We start from the raw sequence: 16,582 nt of genomic DNA on the forward strand, positions 1-16,582 counted from the left end.
AGCGCATGACCGACATCAAACGCCTTTTCGTCCTGCTCTGCGGCTTCGAGATCTTGCCCAAGACAATCTCGACCCGCGATCTTGGCAGCCGCTTCATTCTCAGCGAGCCCGTGTGCGCTTACCTGCTGGACACCGCATCGGGCTGGGTGCTGCTCGATGCCGGGCTGAACCCGGACAACATCGACGATCCGGTGCGACGCGAGGCCTGCTTCTCCCGGCATGGCATGACCGCCCCGATCGTCCGCGCCGCGCACCGTATGGAGACGCAGCTCGAACAGATCGGCATCGGCTTTGCGGATATCGGCTGGGTCATTCTGTCGCACCTGCACTTCGATCACTGTGGCTATCTGGACCGCCTGCGCCATGCGCGCATCAGCGTTCAGGAGGCGGAATACATGGTGGCGTTCGGCGCACATCCCGGACCCGCCTATATTCGCTCGGACTACGACCTGACCGGGCTCGACTGGGACATGCGCAGCGGCGACTGGACGGCGATGCCCGGCCTGACACTTCTGGACACGCGCGGCCATACGGCGGGCCATCAGTCGGCGCTGCTGGAACTGCCCGAAAGCGGGCCCATCATCCTGCCATTCGACGCGGGCGATCTGGCCGAGAATTTCGAGTTGGAAATACTGCCGGGGGAGTCCTGCGACGATGCCGCCGCCCTGGGCGCTATCCGCCGGCTGAAGCAACTCCGCGAGACAATGGATGCCGGTATGCTGCTGTTCCACGATCCCGTCGCCATCCAGCAGATGCGGCTTGCCCCGGAATGCTATGATTGATGCTATGACTGAAAAGCGCCGGGTTTGAAGCGTGTCTCGCTCGGCTTTTCGATTTTCCTATAGGAAAGATGCAGGAAGGGCTTTGTGCTTCCTGTCAGCGGATTGAGGGATGCATATAGGTAGACACCGGGCGTGCCTCTGCGGCAGTCGGGTCGTAGGAAATCGACAGTACCCTGGCATCCGCGTTCCCAATGGAAATATACAGATGCTTCATGCTGCTGTCGAAGTAAGCGCTCTCACTCTGATCCAGGCGAAGCGGAGTGTAGTGCTCGGTGTGAATTTCGATCGAACCGGACAAGACATAAACGAACTCTTCACCGTTGTGCTGGCTCCAGTGGTCAAATTCGTCTATGGAGCGGGCGCGGATTACCATTTCGAATGGGATCATCGCCTTCTTGGAAATTTCGCTGGAATGGACCCGGTAGTCGTACTGGTCGCTTGTGAAGCGCTCGCCCTCATCGGTCCGCGTCGTTGTCTTGCGGCCGGAAAGCTGGCTTTTCTCGCCCGACGAAACGATATCCTCGATGCCGATCGCCAAGGCGTCGCATACACGCTTCAATATGTCATAAGAAACGGAAATTTGGGCATTCTCGATCTTCGACAATGTGGATAGCGAGATTTGCGCACGCGCGCTAATTTCTGCGAGCGTTGCATTTTGCTCGCGCCGTATGAAGCGTAGTCTCCGGCCCATTGCTTCCGCGTCGTTGACCTGTTGATTCCGCATCACGTACTTCGCCACCTGCTACCGGAAAATTTCTTTCCTAAAGGCTCATTGCACGGGATTTATCCGCACGCAAAGACTCAATGTGCAATCCATGTCCGCAGGGATGCGAAGTCGAACGCGGAACCGGCAATCTCATTCTGGCACATCGCGATGCCGTATGGAGGCCGTCCACCCAAACGACCTCACTTACCCCTGCCTCACCTATCGCTGATAAGCACTGTCGCTTTAGGGTCTTGGACCATCATAAAAATGCCGGAGCGTCGTTCGAACTAGTCGGGGGTTTCTCCTCCACGCTGACTTTCGGTAGCGCTGTTCACCGCGTCGTCTGCACCGCTGTGATTGCTGAAGAAACTAAGCGCCAACAAGCCTGACCCGACAATAATGGAAAAGAACACGCCCATGCCCGTGGCAGTCACGATGACAAAATTAAGCGGGGTGAACATCCCGATATAAGCGACAGCGGCAACGCTGGCGACGATCGCGACAGCGACGATCAAGCGCATCATGCGCCGGAAATCTTGCCTTGCTTTTTCATTAGGGTTGTTCATCATCGTATCTCCTGCTGTTCGAGCCGCACCAGTCCGCGTTCCAGATCGGCAATAAGGTCACTCGCGCTTTCCAGCCCGATATGCAGCCGCACCAGATGACCTTCGTCCGTCCACCGCGTCGCCGAGCGGAGCGTCCGCGGATCTACAGTCATCGCCAGACTTTCAAATCCGCCCCAACTGTAGCCGATCGTAAACAGGTCCAGACCGTCAATCATGGCCGCCACGGCATCGCCCGAGCAGGTTTTAGTTACGAATGAGAGCAGGCCGGTGGCACCCGCAAAATCACGCCGCCACAGTTCGTGGTCCGGATGCGAAGGCATGCCGGGGTAGAGGACTCGGGCGACCTCCGGCCGCGTTTCCAGCCACCCGGCGATAGCCAGTGCGTTCTCCTGATGACGGGCTAGCCGGACATCGAGCGTGCGAAGGCCGCGTAGCGCCAGCGTCACATCGTCGGGACCAATAAACTGGCCCAGTTGAAAATGGACGTCACGCACCTTCTCCCAAGCGCTCGGGCCGCAGGCAATCGTGCCCAGCAATGCGTCGGAATGGCCGACCAGATATTTGGTGCCGGCCATGATCGAGATGTCGGCCCCCAGCGCCAGCGGTTTGAGGTAGAGCGGCGTCGCCCAGCTATTGTCCATCAGCACTAGCGCGCCGCGATTATGCGCGACGGCGGCAATGGCGGGGATGTCCTGGATTTCGAACGTGTGAGAGCCGGGGGATTCAGTGAACACGGCCTTTGTTTCTGGGCGGAACAGATCAGATATGCCGGCACCAATCCGAGGGTCATAATAGCTGGTACCGATCCCCATGCGCCGTCCAGCCGTGTCGCAGAAATGGCGCACGGGGCCATAGACGCTGTCTGGAACGAGCAGATGGTCGCCGGCTCCACACACGGCAAGGATAGCGGTAGTGCAGGCGGCTAGTCCAGAAGGACACAGCACCGTGCCGACCGCGCCTTCCAGCGCGGAAACGGCCTCGCACAGCGCGCTCGTCGTAGGATTTCCCCAGCGACCATAGCGATAGGGTTGTTTTCCGTTGACCATCGTCGCGACGCTCGGAAAGGCAACGGTGGAACCACGATAGATGGCCGGGTTCACAAAGCCGTGATGCACGGCGGGGTCGATCCCGGCATGGGCCAATAGCGTGATGTCAGTCTGGGCGTCGGTCACTAAGCATCTCCAAGGAGGGCTATTATTTAGCCTAAACTGCAGATAATTAGGTTTCGAAGTGCGACCCGATTGACAGCAATCGTGGAATAAAATTAACTGCTGCCCATGTTCAAACTCGATCGGACCGACCGCGCGATCCTGACCGCGCTTCAGATCGATGGGCGAATCAGCAACAGCGACTTGGCGAAGCAGGTCGGCATTTCGGCGCCCGCCTGTTGGAAGCGGCTGAAGCGCTTGGAAGACCAGTTTGTCATAGCTTATGGGGCGCGGATGAACTTAAAGGCCTTGGGGTTCGGCCTGTTCGCTTTCATCTCGATCATGCTCGACGATCATTCTGAAGCGGCGATGAGCGCGTTCGAGGCTGCCGTCTCGGCGATGCCCGAGGTGATCGGCTGTCACAATGTATCGGGGAAATACGACTATTTGCTCCAAGTCGTGGCCCATGACATGGAGGACTTTCACGAGATTGCGATGCGACGTATCCGAGCGATTGGCCATATCAAGGAAATCTACACCCACTTCTCGATCCGCGAGATCAAGCAGTCAGGTAGTCTGCCTCTCTGACATTACTTGGAAGGATGATGATGGCGCAACCAACGCTGCACCTCGAAACTCTGGCCCTTCACGCCGGATAGCAAGCCGATCCGGCCACCGGTTTTCTGGCACTGCCCGTCCATCAGGCCACCTGCTACCAGTTTCGCGATGCCGGTCACGCCTTCGCGCTGATGGGATTTGGTGACCTGCCTCCTGGCGGTCCCTCGCTCATTCAAAATCGTCAGCTATACGGTGACGTCGCGGCCATGGGCAGTGCTTCCCCGCGGGCCGGCGAAGCAACCTGATGTAGGTTTGCCAAAACGCGATTGCGATAGCGTCGCGTCGTTATTCCAAGCTTTCAGTTACCGGGTAGGTCTATCAACCGCTTCGCGCCAGTTCCTCGAAATAGGCCCGCAACGTGCGGGGCTCGCGGCCGAGGATGGCGCGCAACGCAAGCGGGCTGCCCAACAGACCAGCGTGGTCGTAATGGGCGAACATGGTGATCATGTCGCGCGGCGCATGCGTCATGGTTGAACGGTCGATCGTGCCGATTCCAATCTTGCGTTCGAGAACCTCGGTGAGCATCGCGGCAAGATCCGCGCGGGCGTGGATGCCAGGCGCGCATAGCTCGAAGGTGCCGTAGGCGAGACGGTCCTCGGTGAACGCGATGGCCGCCACCTCGGCGACATCGCGGTAATCGACGCGGCTGAACCGGGTTTCCGGGGCGAAGGGCTCGGCTATTATGCCAGTCTCCACGATGTCGCCCCAGGACTGGGCGTAGTTCTGAAACAGCATGGTCGGATGCAGGATGGTGTAGTCCAGCGCCGATTTCACCAGCGCCCGTTCGACCGGAGCCTTGGCCGCATGGTTGGGTAGGTCGAGGATCGGATGGATGACTGACGAGAACACAAACTTGCGGACCCCGGCGCGCTCGGCGGCCCCGACGATGTTAAGGCCAAGCTGCACCTCGTTCGGCTCGAACACCGGACCGATGTGGAAGACGCCATCGACGCCTTCAAGGGCAGCGTACAGGGTCTCGGGATCGGCTAGATCAGCGATGGCCACTTCGTCAGCGCCGCGATCCCTGGCGAGTGGCGTTTGATCTGGCTTGCGGACAAGCGCGCGCACGACCGCGTCACGTTCGAGAAGAGCAGGAACGACAAGGCCGGCGGTTTCGCCGACGGCGCCTATGACAAGAATCTTCATGAGCTTAATCCTTGTTCGGGTCAGCGGTGGCTGTTCATGCGCTCGAACAGCGCTTCGCCCATCTGGCGCGTCTGGGCGGCGATGCCGATCAGGACTTCGTCCTTGCCTGCGGCAAGCTGCGCAAGTGCCTCGCTGGCGAAGTCTTCCGGGGTGACAATCATCCGGTTCGCGGCGCCGTCGCTGCGAATGCCACCGCCAAGGCCGGTATCGACGATCGGCGGGGCAAGCTCGATTACGCGCACGCCGGTCGCCTTCAGCTGATGTCTCAAGCTGAGCGTGAAAGAATGTAAGGCGGCCTTGGTGGCGCAATAGACGGGCACATCGGCCATCGGGGAAAAGGCCAAGCCCGACGTCACATTGACGATGCAGGCGTCGGCTCGCTGGCGCAGCGCCGGCAGCAGGTCTGCGATCAGATGTATCGGGGCAGTGAGGTTGATTGCCACTTCCTGGTCGAGGCTATCGATGGCGGAATTGGTGGTGAAGTCGCGGCGCGCCTGCACGCCGGCATTGTTGATCAGCACATTGAGCGTAGGATGCTCAGTGCTTAGCCATTCGACCATGGCGCGGCGGCTGTCGTGATCCGCCACATCGCAGATGCGCGTGACCAAGGCCGGCACTTGCGTCTTGGCCTTCTGCAGAGACGCCTGGCTGCGTCCGCATATGATCACCTGATTGCCTTCGGAGAGTCTTTGGGCGAGTTCCAAGCCGATGCCTGTCGCGCCGCCGGTGATGAGGATGGTGTTGCCTGAGAGTTTCAACGTCGTGCTTCCTTCTCGATGAGCTAGGAAGGTGCGCCGACGACGACATCGGGTTATCAGCGGACACACCTCTTGCGCCGGCAAGCCGGCTCAGGTGTCGCGGATACCCCCGAAGGGAAGAGTTGCCGCCTATCAAGGACGACGACCGGGCTACCATCCGGTCAGCACTCTTTCGACAGAAATGCCTTCTATCAGGATACTCCCGACCCTGCAATCGGCTGCAGACCGGATGCTGTTCACGGCAAGATGTTGCGCGGCGCTTTATTTCAGCCCGACCGCGTGATGGCAGGCTGATGCCGAGGTGTCGCTCGTCGAGATGCAAACAGGATTGGCGTAAATCCGCGTGAGGGCCATTCAAACCTTGATTGAAGGCTTGCCGAACTCGAGGAGTACGGGCCGTGCAAGACGCTCAACCTTCGAGGCTGGAGGGAAGCTCGGCGGCAAGCACGTCGATCGCGAGGCGGGAGCGAAGCGGTAGATACCGGGTGGCCGGCCACACCGCATGACATTCCATCGATACTCTGGGACGCTCTGACCAGAGTTCCACGAGCTCGCCCTGGCGTATGCGGTCCCGGATGAGCCAATAGGGGAGCCATGCCAAACCCATGCCATCGACGGCCGCGTTCGCAATCACCTCGAGGTCGTCGAAACGCAGCCTAGAGGTAACGGCCATGTCGATCAGTGCACCGGTTGCATCGGGCACCTGCCAGGCAAGGCTATGGCCGCTGCGCCAATAGGCCAGAAGGTCGTGATTGGCGAAGTCACCAAGCGAGCCAGGTTCTCCTCGGGTGAACAGATATTGCGGGGCAGCGCATAGGACCTTGCGTTGACTGACCAGACGGCGCGCGCGCAGAGCCGAACTGTTGCCCAAAGGCCCGTTTCGCACGGCAAGATCGAAGCCGTCGGCGATCAGGTCGATCTGGCGATCGCTGAAGCTTAACTCAAGTTCCAGCCTCGGATGCTGGCGCGCAAAATTTATGAGGATGGGCGCAACGCAATGCCGGCCAAAAAGGACGGGGAGCGAGACGCGCAATCGTCCGGCGACTTCGCGGCGGCCGGATTCCAGAAGGGCCTCGCCAGCGCGCAATTCCTCAATCGCGCGGACGCAACGCTCATAATATTGCTGACCGTCTTCCGTCAGGCATTGCGTTCTGGTGGTTCGTTGGAACAGCCGGACGCCGAGGCGCTCCTCAAGGCGCGCGACGGCTTTTCCCACCGCTGATCGGGTTAGCGACAACCGCTCGGCTGCTTTCGCGAAGCCACCGGCTTCAACGGCCTCGACGAACACCTGCACGCCATCGAACCTATCTCGCATCTCTTGGTGTCCCCGCCGCTCACAGACCAATTGTAGAATTAGAAGAACCATTGTGTAGAAATAACAGTTCTGATGTCATTCCAAATTCTACGATATAAGCGCCACATGCCAAAGGATTTTCGGAGGCGACGGGCAGGAGGGACTGGCCCCGCGGAGCGTGACGAATGCCCCATCATTGCAATGAAGGAAGGGCACCTAATTGCTGATATTCGATTGTACATACCGGTGGCCATGGCCACGTCTCGCGGATGGCAAGAGCCGTTGCAATAGGCGCCAGGGAGACTTTCGGCCCAGATGCAAGGCGCGACACCTTTGTTGACGGCGCGGTCGACCGGGCCGTTCCGGAAGCCAGGGATGCGATCGTCTTCAGCTAGTCGGCTTATTAGGGCATGATCCATGCGCGCTTCAAGCAGGTCTTCGAGGACTTCTGGAAAATGACCTCGTTCGAGCAGGGGCGGCCTGACAACATTGCGGCGGGTTTCAAGAATTCATGTGCGCAGCACGGCGGCAAGCCGAACTCGCTGGTGTCGATCGCGCCGTTTGCAGCCCAACACGGCCTGATCTGCGTTGGTCTGGACATAATGCCGGGTTATAGCAGCATCGGTAGCACCGACGTTCTCAACCGGTATGGCAGTTGCCTCGGCGTTATGACGCAATCCAACAATGACCAGTGCGCCGATGTGACGCCGATCCGCAGTGATCTGGATACCGCGTCCTACGTCTGCAAGCGCATCGTACTGACCACCGACCGCTTCACGCCGGTCTGAATTCCGCAAGCGCGACCCCAAAAGGAGCCTGATCGTGAAACTGCTTTGCCTCGACATACCGCAGCCCGGCGCGACGATGGAAAAATACGCACCCCATATGCAGGACGAAGCGCGTCACGCCTGGCAAATGTATAAGGGCGGCATCATCCGCGACATCTACTTCCGTCAGGACCGTCCAGGCGTCGCGGTGATCGCCGAAGCTGAGTCCGTCGAGGCCGCCAAGGTCGCTTTGGCTGAATTCCCTCTCGCCAAGGCGGGGCTCATCGACTGGGACGTCATCCCGCTCGGTCCTTTCACCAACTGGGAATCGCTGTTCGCCCCGAACAACCTGTGATCAAGGCGGCAAGGCTGATCTGGACATTATGTAATCCGCGCTCTCTCTGTCTTCGCGATCCAGGGCTTCGCGTCGGCTGAATGCATTGGCGCTCTGATCTGGATCGAAAAGGACCTTCGATGATCAAGGACGTCACTTTCGAGAACAAAGGTGTGCGGATTGCCGGGCACCTCCACCTTCCACATGGCTTTGGCGAAGATAGGAAATATCCGGCTCTCGTCGGGGTTCATCCGGCGGGCGGCGTCAAGGAAAAGACCATCGGTCTCTACGCGCAGAGGCTCGCATCCTTCGGCTTTGTGGTGGTGGTCTACGCCTCCTCCTTCCAGGGCGCGAGCGGAGGCGAGCCCCGCTTGCTGGAAGACCCGGCGACGCGCGTGGAAGACGCCCGTTGTGCAGCGGATTTTCTTACCGTCCAGCCAATTGTGTACATCGAGCGCATGGGCGTATTCGGCGTCTGTGCCGGGGGCGGATATGCGCTGGCCGTGGCGCAGACCGAACGCCGGTTCAAGGCTGTGGCGGGTATAAGCGCCACGCCGATGGGCGAGGCGGCCCGAAGCTTCTTCGGCTTTCCGATTCCGCCTGCAGACTTGGTGAAATCGCAGGAGGCCGCAGCAGGGCAAAGAACGGCAGAGGCCAATGGTGCGCCTGCCGTCTACATCCCCTTCGTGCCCGAAATGCTCGTAGACATCGACGACAACACACCGACTATTTTGCGCGTAGGGTACGACTATTACCGGACGCCCTGCGGCCAGCATCCGAATTCCAAGGGCCGTTTCCTGATGACCAGCATGGACAAGATGCTGGCATTTTTTGACCTTCCCGCCGATCCCGACCTTGCTGACGCAGCGTTCGCTGCTCATCGCCGGAAGCGAAGCGGACACGAAGATCTACAGCGATCAGGCCTATGACCCGGCACCGGGACCAAAGGAACTGTTCGTCGTCGATGGAGCAACTCACATCGCTCTCTATGACGTGCCCCAATATGTGGACCAGGCCGTCGGAAAGCTGGCGACGTCCTTCGGACAATTGTGAGCGGCCGGACGCAGCGGCCGAACTGTAGGCCGTACGCACTCGCGCCAAAGGAAAAAAGGAACAGACGATCATGAATGCATTGGGCTTTGCAGCGCAATCAGCCACGGCTCCACTCGAACGCTTCGCTTTTGAACGGCGCGCTCCGCGCCCGGACGACGTGGCGATCGATATTCTTTATTGCGGCGTCTGTCATACAGACGTCCATCTGGCCCGCAACCATTTCGGCTTCACGACCTACCCGATCGTGCCGGGCCACGAAATCATCGGCCGGGTCCGCGAGGTCGGCAGCGCCGTCTCCCGCTTCAAGGCGGGCGACATGGTCGGCGTCGGCTGCATGGTCGACTCCTGCCAGCACTGCAAGCCCTGCCTGAGGGGGTGGGAGCAGGATTGCGTCGAGGGGCCGACCTTTACCTATGCGAGCCGCGATCGTCGGGACGGCAGTGTCACTTATGGCGGCTATTCGGATTCGATCGTCGTGCATGACAAGTTCGTGCTGTCCCTGCCTGACGGGCTGGACCCGGCAGGCGCGGCCCCGCTGCTATGCGCGGGCATCACGACATGGTCACCGTTGCATCGCTGGAAGGTCGGGAAGGACAGAAAAGTCGCAGTGATCGGTCTCGGTGGCCTCGGTCATATGGCGCTGAAGCTCGCCAAGGCGCTCGGCGCCGACGTCACGCTGTTCACCCGCTCGGCCGGCAAGGAGGAGGATGCCTTCCGCCTTGGGGCCGACCATGTCGTGCTCTCCAGCGATCCCACGCAGATGAAGGCAGTCGCAGGGCGTTTTGATGTGATCATCGACACGGTCCCCTATGATCACGACGTCAATCCGTACATGCCGACGCTGGCGCTCGAGGGCGTGCTGGTCCTCGTCGGCTACATGGGACCGCTTGGCACGCCGGTGAATGCCGGAGGCGTCGTGCATGGCCGCCGGGCAATCTCCGGATCCTTTATCGGCGGCGTGCCGGAAACCCAGGAGATGCTCGATTTCTGTGGCAAGCACGGCATCGTCTCGGACGTTGAGATTATCCCCATCCAGAAGATCAACGAAGCCTATGAGCGCATGTTGGAGAGCGACGTGAAGTATCGCTTCGTCATCGACATGGGCTCGCTTAAAGAAGAGCAAGGAGCGTGAAGCCCATGAATGACACCATCAAGCCTGTCCTGTGCGTAGTCACCAGCCATCCGATCCGCGGTGACAGCGGTGAGCCGACCGGCTTTGCCATGGTCGAGCTGACCCATCCGCTCGAGGTCTTCGACAAGGCCGGCATCTCCTATGAAATCGCCTCGATCCGCGGCGGGCATCCGCCGATCGACTTTTTCGACCTGTCCGATGCCGCGAACGCCCATTACTGGAAGGACAAGAACTTTCGTGCCGCGCTCGCTGACACGCCGCTGCTGAAGGATATCGATCCTTCCCGTTATTCAGCGGTGTTTTTTGCTGGCGGTCACGGCACGATGTGGGATTTTGCCGACGACAAGGCCGTGCAGAAGGTCATTCGCGAGATCTGGGAAGCTGGCGGTATTGTCTCGGCGGTCTGCCACGGCCCGGCTGCCTTGGTGAACGCGAAACTGTCGGATGGCAGCTATCTCATAGCCGGCAAGAAGCTCGCCGCATTCACGGACGAGGAAGAGGCCGAGGTCAATTACACCAACGTTGTTCCCTATCTGCTCGCCACGACGCTCAACAAGCAAGGCGCACTGCTTCAGCCTGCGGCTAACTGGTCCGAAAATGTCGTAACCGATGGACGGCTTGTCACCGGCCAGAACCCGGCTTCGGCACATGGCGTCGGCGAGGCTATCGTTGCGCAGCTTATCAAGGCCTGATCGGCCCTCGTCAGCCTTCCCGAGTGTCGCAGGGGTAGGGCGGTTTCGCTACAGCGAAGCCTCCCACTTCAATCGACGGGATGAAACCGCATGTCGCGGGAGGAGTAGACCATGAAGATTATCGCGATCGAGGAGCATGTGCTTCCCGATGCCGTCAAAGAGGCCTGGAGCACGATCCCCGGGGCAGACGATGGAACGCTCGGGCTCAATCCTGGCATTATCGGCGAACGGCTTGCTGATCTGGGTGCAGCCCGTCTCGCGCTGATGGATGAGACGGGCGTCGATGTGCAGGTTCTTTCTCTGACGACGCCAGGCCTCAACAATCTGGGTGGCCGTGGGGTGGAGCTTGCCCGCCACACGAACGATCTCCTCGCCGCAACCGTCGCCGCCAATCCTTCGCGGTTTCAGTTTCTTGCCGCGGTACCCTCAGCCGATCCCGCGGCCTCAGCCCGCGAGTTGGAGCGGGCGGTCAAGGAACTCGGCGCGAAAGGCGCGATCCTCTACGGCCGGGTTGGCGCGAAGAACCTCGACGATGCCATTTTCGAGCCCACATTTGGCTGCGCCGCCGAGCTTGGTGTGCCGCTGTTGATCCATCCCCAGATACCGCAATTCAGTGTGCGGGATGCCTATTACAGCGGGTTCAGCGCGCCCGTCGACCTCGCCTTGTCAACCTTTGGTCTGGGCTGGCATTTTGAGGCGGGTATGCAGTTCGTACGCATCGTGCTGTCGGGCGTCTTCGATCGCCATCCTGACCTTCAAGTCATCCTTGGCCACTGGGGCGAGCTGGTGATCTTCTATCTCGAGCGCCTCGTCATGCTCGATCGAGTGTCTGGACTCCAAAAGCCTTTCCTGGAGTATGTCCGCAGCAATCTTTATTTGACGGCGAGCGGCATGTTCAGCAGGCGCTATCTCCAACAAGCCGTCGATGCCGTCGGTGTCGAGCGGATCTTGTTCTCGACGGACTTTCCCTATCAATATCGGCCAGGCGGAGATGCCCGAGGGTTTATTGAGAGCCTTGCGCTCGACCAGAACGATAAGGCGAGCTTCGCACACGCGAATTGGGAACGGCTCACGGGGACCGTTGGGACGACCACGCAAGTTTGATAGGTTCTGTAGCAAACGTTGGATTCAGCCTACGAGCGCGGTCCTACGCGGCGACGCGATCGCGCCCGGCCAGTTTGGCGGCGTAAAGCCGTCGATCCGCGCGATCGACCGCATTGCTCAACGCTGTATCCTCGGTCTTGACTTCGGCCAGCCCGATGCTGACGGTCCAGGGGATCGGGCCAGAGGCGCTCGCTGCATTTCGGACGTTCTGCACCAGCATCTGCGCTGCGCGCGGCGAAGCGTCAGGCATGATGACGAGGAATTCGTCCCCGCCCATCCGGACGACGTGCGCGGCGGACTCCAACTCACTGTTGAGGCTGGCGGTAACCAGCACACGAGCGAGAGCGACGAGCGCGGCATCCCCTGCCGCGTGACCGAAACGATCGTTGACGGACTTGAAGAGGTCAATGTCGATGTGCGCCAGCCAGGTCCCGGGCCGAAGGAAACCGGAATGCATCTGGGCAAGCCACGCGCGGTTGAAGACACCGGTCAACCCGTCGCGCCAGGCGTTTTCGCGCATCGCAGCGAGCGCAGCCTCGGCGGGCATGGCCAATAGCCCCACATTCAGAAGCATGAGCAGGAGTTGGTCCGAAAGCAGGGCCACCACCGCTAGTGTGGTAGGCTCGGCGAGGTGCAGGATCTCCCCAGCAATCGCGAAGAGATAGCAGGGCAGATAAGCAAGTAGCGAAATGCCGGCGATGCGCCCCCCATAGCCGTCCGGGACGGCGCAGACGGCCTGACGGATGACATCGGCGCCGAACAAGCCCATTCCCAGCGCAAGGCCGAAAGCCGCAAGCAACTGCTCGCTACGCGCCAGCATGGAAATCCCCAGAGAGCCCGCGATGTGAGGCAGCAGGAACCCGATCAGCGTCACGGCGGGTGGAATACTCATCCACCAGCGCCACAGCGGTCGTCCAGCGAACAGCCGCATCCCTGTAACTAACGGAATGTTGGATGCGGTAAGCGCCGCCACCAGCAGGGACCGAATGAGCACGTCCTCTGGCCGGTTTATCCACTCCAGGCCGGCCAGCGGGACGCAGTATAGCATCAGGCTCGCGGCCCAATGAAGGTAATGCAGGCGGTCCCTGCGCCCCCGCCAAAGCGACAGGAAGATGACGACGAAAGTCACCGAGGCAAGCGCGCTGCACAAGCGCAAGGTGGGAAGGTCAATGGCGGGTAGCATCTGCAGCACTCGCGTACATCCAAATGCCTAACAATGGCTTCACCTTTGCGAAATTTCCTGAGCACTTCCCGATTAGGTGGCGAGACCGGAACGGATTTCTCCTTTTGCGGGTTGCACAGGCTTTTGGATCTGGGGTGGGTTCCCGCATGGCTTGGGGCGATGCCCTCGACGCTTAGATTAGCGGCAATCAACTGGGTGCGTTACCGAGCAGCATCAACCGTCTGGGCAGGACATCCGGCGGCTCAGGTAGCTCGACAGTGGCGCGGTGAAAGCCTGGCAGGATCGCGACTTCGTCAAGCGGCTCGCTGGTCTCCTAGATGATCGTTAGCGACAGACCCTGTTCGTTTGGGATGATCACGAACTGGACGGCACTGGCCTGCGCAAATGGGGACAGGTCGAGTTTGGCGATCTCGGTTTGACCTCGCTCGAGGCTGACGACGAGCCCGCGCTGGAGATTGATTCTCATGCGCACCAGGATATCGAGGCGTGCAGCGTTCGCGAAATACCCAGAAAAGGGGGGACTGGCGTGATCCTGCTCGCTTTCATCAATGGCGCAAATCTGTGCGACCTTGGTGCATGCGTGCCGCAGTCCAGGCATCGACGGCCCGCCTGTGTGCGGTTAGAGAAGGCGGCATGACTTCGCAGATAACGATCCGCCGCCCCGATGACTGGCATGTCCACCTTCGCGATGGCGCAATGCTGAAAGCCGTGGTCGGCTACACCGCGCGCCAGTTCGCGCGCGCCGTCGTTATGCCCAACCTGACCCCGCCGGTCGTGACCGTCGCGGGGGCGCAGGCCTATCGCGAACGCATCCTGGAGGCGGTGCCCGCCGGTGTGGACTTCACGCCCCTTATGGTCTGCTATCTGACCGACGGCACTGACCCGGCGGAAATCGTGTGCGGCTACGAGCAGGGGGTGTTCGCGGCCTGCAAGATCTACCCCGCCCATGCCACTACCAACTCCGAGCACGGCGTCACCGACATCCGCAAGCTGACTCGGGTGCTTGAGGCAATGCAGCGCATCGGCATGCCGCTGCTGATCCACGGCGAGGTGACCGATCCCGACGTCGATATCTTCGATCGCGAGGCGGTGTTCGTAGAACGCATCCTGATGCCGCTGGTCCGCGATTATCCGGCGCTCAAAATCGTGCTCGAACACATCACGACCGCCGAAGCGGCCGCGTTTGTCGCCGAGAGCGGCCCGCTGATCGGCGCAACGATCACTCCGCAGCACCTGATCATCAACCGCAATGCGATCTTCGCTGGCGGCATCCGCCCTCACGCCTATTGCCTTCCTATCGCCAAGCGCGAACGTCACCGCGTCGCTGTGCGCGCCGCGGCGGTGTCCGGATCGCCAAAGTTCTTCCTCGGCACTGACAGTGCGCCGCACGAAATCGGTCGCAAGGAATCGGCCTGTGGATGTGCGGGCATCTTCAACGCGCCCTTCGCTCTGGAAAGCTACGCCCAAGTGTTCGAAGAGGACGGTGTTCTCGACCGGCTGGAAGGTTTTGCCTCCGAACATGGCCCCAATTTCTACGGCCTTCCCCTGAACGAAGGTACGGTGACACTGAAGCGGGAGGATGTACCCGTGCCGGAGATTATCGCCGCGGGTGGCATGAACGTGGTCCCGTTCCACGCCGGCGATACAATGCGCTGGCGGCTGGTCGGCTAAGTGCTCGATCGCGATCCGCTACGGGTGGAGAAGACCAAGCCCGCGTTTGCAACCGCAGGCGGATTTAAGCCTGGACACCGCGAATGGTGTCAGGCACCGGCGACCAGGCGAGCCAGCGCGTCATAACGCGCGGTTGCCCAATCGACCGGCGGCAGGAGGATCCGTTCGACCAGATGGATCCCGGGCCATATCTGCGGCACGACCAGCAGCAATAGGAAGAGCAGCGGGAAGCCGAAAGGGCGCAGCCTTGCGTACGGCCGGGCAGCGCTTCGCGGAAGCAAACCTTCGATGATGTGAGAGCCGTCAAACGGCGGGATGGGCAGGAGGTTGAATAGCGCCAGGAAAATGTTAATCAGGACGAAATTGCGCACGTTGAGAGCGAGGAAGGCAAGGATGTCGCCATCGGCACCACTCCTGGCCATCAGTCCCAGCAGCACCGCGCCCACGCCCGCCAAGACGAGGTTAGTGAGCGGGCCTGCCAATGCCACCGCCATCATACTTATACGAGGGTTGTTCAGGCGTAGCTGGTTTACCGGCACCGGCTTGGCCCAACCGAAGACGGGCGCTCCGGCGAGCGCCAGCATGCCCGGCAGCACCACGGTGCCGACGGGGTCGACATGGCGTAGAGGGTTGAGGCTCAGACGCCGCTGTTCGTAGGCTGTCGGATCGCCCAGCAGCCGCGCCATCATCCCGTGCGCCACCTCGTGAAATACGATCGCGATCACGAGCGGCACGATCAGCGCCGGGGCCTGGATGATGGTCTGTTGCATGGCTCCAATCTGGGAAGAATGCGTCTGCTCCGCAATCGGTTCGCGCGTTTTTTGGCCGCGAGCTGGCTGAGAGGCGGTGCCGGAAAGGTGCGTCGCCTGGTTTGGAAGACGAGCCGCTCGTGCTGCGAGCGACGCTCGATGAGTGGTGGGGCCGCGGGATGGGGGCGGGACCGCGCGGTTTGCTTCCGTAATGCCGTGTGCAGGCGCAACACGCATGCCTTCCGCACGGTCCTCAGTACTGCTCGTCAGGCTCTCGCTCATTGCCCTGGCCATGCCCGTGGCAATGAAAGTCATGTCGCGGTGGACAGGGAAAAGCTACTCGGGGCTGTGATAGTGTTCCTTGGTCAAATATTCTCACACTTATGTGGCACGCTGCAACCTGAAGGGTTTTTCGTCCATGGGAGTTGCCTGTGTGCTTCGTTCCGAAGCGTTAAGGCAATCATGCAAGGCGGGAAACGACACCGTGCGGTACCCGCCGTCCCGCTGCTGGCGGATGCTGGTGCGCAGTTCCTTATCAATCATCGGCGCGATCATCACGCTTTTCTCGTTCAAAACGGGCTTCTTCAACGCTATCCGCCCATTTCGGCCCACAGCGCCTCCGATAGCCCGTCATTCATAGCCGTCATTGATGAAGGGAGCCGAGGACCGATATGGAATATTGCAGACGGTCGATGACACGCCGCGCATCGTTACGGATTTAAGTTTCGAACGTAAAATTCAGGAAAAAAGCTAAATGTGCGGATTCCGATGATCCCGGTCGCCTGTTCCAATCTGATCCCGGCCATCATTCCGATTTGATCCCGGCCGGGTAGAAGCCAGATCGTTTCGCTTGATGGCATTAGGGATTGGCGGTGGTCA

Annotated in this window: 20 protein-coding genes; 9 read left to right on the top strand and 11 right to left on the bottom strand. The window is 60.5% G+C overall.

Translation table 11 applies throughout. The annotated features are described in order from the left end of the window. Positions 1–5: 5 nt before the first annotated feature. Positions 6–782 (top strand): N-acyl homoserine lactonase family protein, encoded by a 777-nt coding sequence (locus ACYPYD_RS05050; RefSeq protein ID WP_459662321.1) that lies wholly within the window; start codon positions 6–8, stop codon positions 780–782. A 94-nt stretch (positions 783–876) separates the two neighbouring features. Here ACYPYD_RS05050 and ACYPYD_RS05055 read toward each other — a convergent pair whose 3' ends face one another. The 3 genes from ACYPYD_RS05055 to metC form a co-directional block, all read right to left on the bottom strand. Further along, the gene (locus ACYPYD_RS05055) at positions 877–1,521 is read right to left on the bottom strand and encodes a helix-turn-helix domain-containing protein (RefSeq protein ID WP_459662322.1); all 645 of its coding nucleotides are present in this window, start codon (positions 1,519–1,521) and stop codon (positions 877–879) included. A gap of 254 nt (positions 1,522–1,775) precedes the next feature. Beyond that, positions 1,776–2,057, bottom strand: coding sequence for a hypothetical protein (locus tag ACYPYD_RS05060; RefSeq protein ID WP_459662323.1), 282 nt, complete (start codon positions 2,055–2,057; stop codon positions 1,776–1,778). Then, positions 2,054–3,226 carry a cystathionine beta-lyase gene (gene metC, locus ACYPYD_RS05065; protein WP_459662324.1) on the bottom strand — a complete coding sequence of 391 codons (1,173 nt, stop codon included), beginning with the start codon at positions 3,224–3,226 and terminating at the stop codon, positions 2,054–2,056. Before metC ends, ACYPYD_RS05060 begins: the two co-directional genes overlap by 4 nt. Before the next feature lie 105 nt (positions 3,227–3,331). Here metC and ACYPYD_RS05070 point away from each other — a divergent pair, with 105 nt between their 5' ends. Beyond that, positions 3,332–3,790 (top strand): Lrp/AsnC family transcriptional regulator, encoded by a 459-nt coding sequence (locus ACYPYD_RS05070; RefSeq protein WP_459662326.1) that lies wholly within the window; start codon positions 3,332–3,334, stop codon positions 3,788–3,790. 2 nt (positions 3,791–3,792) lie between these two features. On the opposite strand, the gene ACYPYD_RS05075 is transcribed toward ACYPYD_RS05070, so the two are convergent. The 4 genes from ACYPYD_RS05075 to ACYPYD_RS05090 all read right to left on the bottom strand — a co-directional run bounded on the left by ACYPYD_RS05075 (position 3,793) and on the right by ACYPYD_RS05090 (position 7,018). Then, entirely contained in the window at positions 3,793–3,939 is a 147-nt protein-coding gene (locus ACYPYD_RS05075; protein ID WP_459662327.1) for a hypothetical protein, read from the bottom strand. A 199-nt stretch (positions 3,940–4,138) separates the two neighbouring features. Continuing rightward, a complete protein-coding gene (locus ACYPYD_RS05080) occupies positions 4,139–4,966 on the bottom strand; it encodes an NmrA family NAD(P)-binding protein (protein WP_459662328.1) in 828 nt (275 codons plus the stop codon). Between the two features lie 20 nt (positions 4,967–4,986). Further along, on the bottom strand, positions 4,987–5,808 hold the full coding sequence (locus tag ACYPYD_RS05085) for an SDR family oxidoreductase (protein WP_459662329.1): 822 nt from the start codon (positions 5,806–5,808) through the stop codon (positions 4,987–4,989). A 325-nt stretch (positions 5,809–6,133) separates the two neighbouring features. Further along, on the bottom strand, positions 6,134–7,018 hold the full coding sequence (locus tag ACYPYD_RS05090; RefSeq protein ID WP_459662330.1) for a LysR substrate-binding domain-containing protein: 885 nt from the start codon (positions 7,016–7,018) through the stop codon (positions 6,134–6,136). 410 nt (positions 7,019–7,428) lie between these two features. On the opposite strand from ACYPYD_RS05090, the gene ACYPYD_RS05095 reads away from it, so the two are divergent. The 6 genes from ACYPYD_RS05095 (at position 7,429) to ACYPYD_RS05120 (ending at position 12,100) form a co-directional block, all read left to right on the top strand. Further along, positions 7,429–7,806, top strand: coding sequence for an NADPH-dependent FMN reductase family protein (locus tag ACYPYD_RS05095; RefSeq protein WP_459662331.1), 378 nt, complete (start codon positions 7,429–7,431; stop codon positions 7,804–7,806). Positions 7,807–7,840: 34 nt separating this feature from the next. After that, entirely contained in the window at positions 7,841–8,140 is a 300-nt protein-coding gene (locus ACYPYD_RS05100; RefSeq protein ID WP_459662332.1) for a hypothetical protein, read from the top strand. A 119-nt stretch (positions 8,141–8,259) separates the two neighbouring features. Continuing rightward, positions 8,260–9,048 carry an alpha/beta hydrolase gene (locus ACYPYD_RS05105; RefSeq protein WP_459662333.1) on the top strand — a complete coding sequence of 263 codons (789 nt, stop codon included), beginning with the start codon at positions 8,260–8,262 and terminating at the stop codon, positions 9,046–9,048. 194 nt (positions 9,049–9,242) lie between these two features. Beyond that, positions 9,243–10,304 (top strand): NAD(P)-dependent alcohol dehydrogenase, encoded by a 1,062-nt coding sequence (locus tag ACYPYD_RS05110; protein ID WP_459662334.1) that lies wholly within the window; start codon positions 9,243–9,245, stop codon positions 10,302–10,304. Positions 10,305–10,309: 5 nt separating this feature from the next. Continuing rightward, the gene (locus ACYPYD_RS05115) at positions 10,310–10,996 is read left to right on the top strand and encodes a type 1 glutamine amidotransferase domain-containing protein (protein ID WP_459662335.1); all 687 of its coding nucleotides are present in this window, start codon (positions 10,310–10,312) and stop codon (positions 10,994–10,996) included. Positions 10,997–11,107: 111 nt separating this feature from the next. Then, on the top strand, positions 11,108–12,100 hold the full coding sequence (locus ACYPYD_RS05120; protein ID WP_459662336.1) for an amidohydrolase family protein: 993 nt from the start codon (positions 11,108–11,110) through the stop codon (positions 12,098–12,100). A gap of 43 nt (positions 12,101–12,143) precedes the next feature. Here ACYPYD_RS05120 and ACYPYD_RS05125 read toward each other — a convergent pair whose 3' ends face one another. Further along, entirely contained in the window at positions 12,144–13,229 is a 1,086-nt protein-coding gene (locus tag ACYPYD_RS05125) for a GGDEF domain-containing protein (RefSeq protein ID WP_459662337.1), read from the bottom strand. A gap of 367 nt (positions 13,230–13,596) precedes the next feature. Further along, entirely contained in the window at positions 13,597–13,881 is a 285-nt protein-coding gene (locus tag ACYPYD_RS05130) for a hypothetical protein (RefSeq protein ID WP_459662338.1), read from the bottom strand. 35 nt (positions 13,882–13,916) lie between these two features. On the opposite strand from ACYPYD_RS05130, the gene pyrC reads away from it, so the two are divergent. Then, a complete protein-coding gene (pyrC, locus tag ACYPYD_RS05135) occupies positions 13,917–14,954 on the top strand; it encodes a dihydroorotase (RefSeq protein ID WP_459662339.1) in 1,038 nt (345 codons plus the stop codon). 89 nt (positions 14,955–15,043) lie between these two features. Here the strand turns inward: pyrC and ACYPYD_RS05140 are convergent, their stop codons facing one another. Next, positions 15,044–15,724: a site-2 protease family protein gene (locus ACYPYD_RS05140; RefSeq protein WP_459662340.1), complete on the bottom strand. Its 681-nt coding sequence runs from the start codon at positions 15,722–15,724 to the stop codon at positions 15,044–15,046. A 360-nt stretch (positions 15,725–16,084) separates the two neighbouring features. Further along, the gene (locus ACYPYD_RS05145) at positions 16,085–16,291 is read right to left on the bottom strand and encodes a hypothetical protein (RefSeq protein ID WP_459662341.1); all 207 of its coding nucleotides are present in this window, start codon (positions 16,289–16,291) and stop codon (positions 16,085–16,087) included. Positions 16,292–16,582: the final 291 nt, after the last annotated feature.

It is taken from the genome of Novosphingobium sp. 11B (assembly GCF_054589055.1).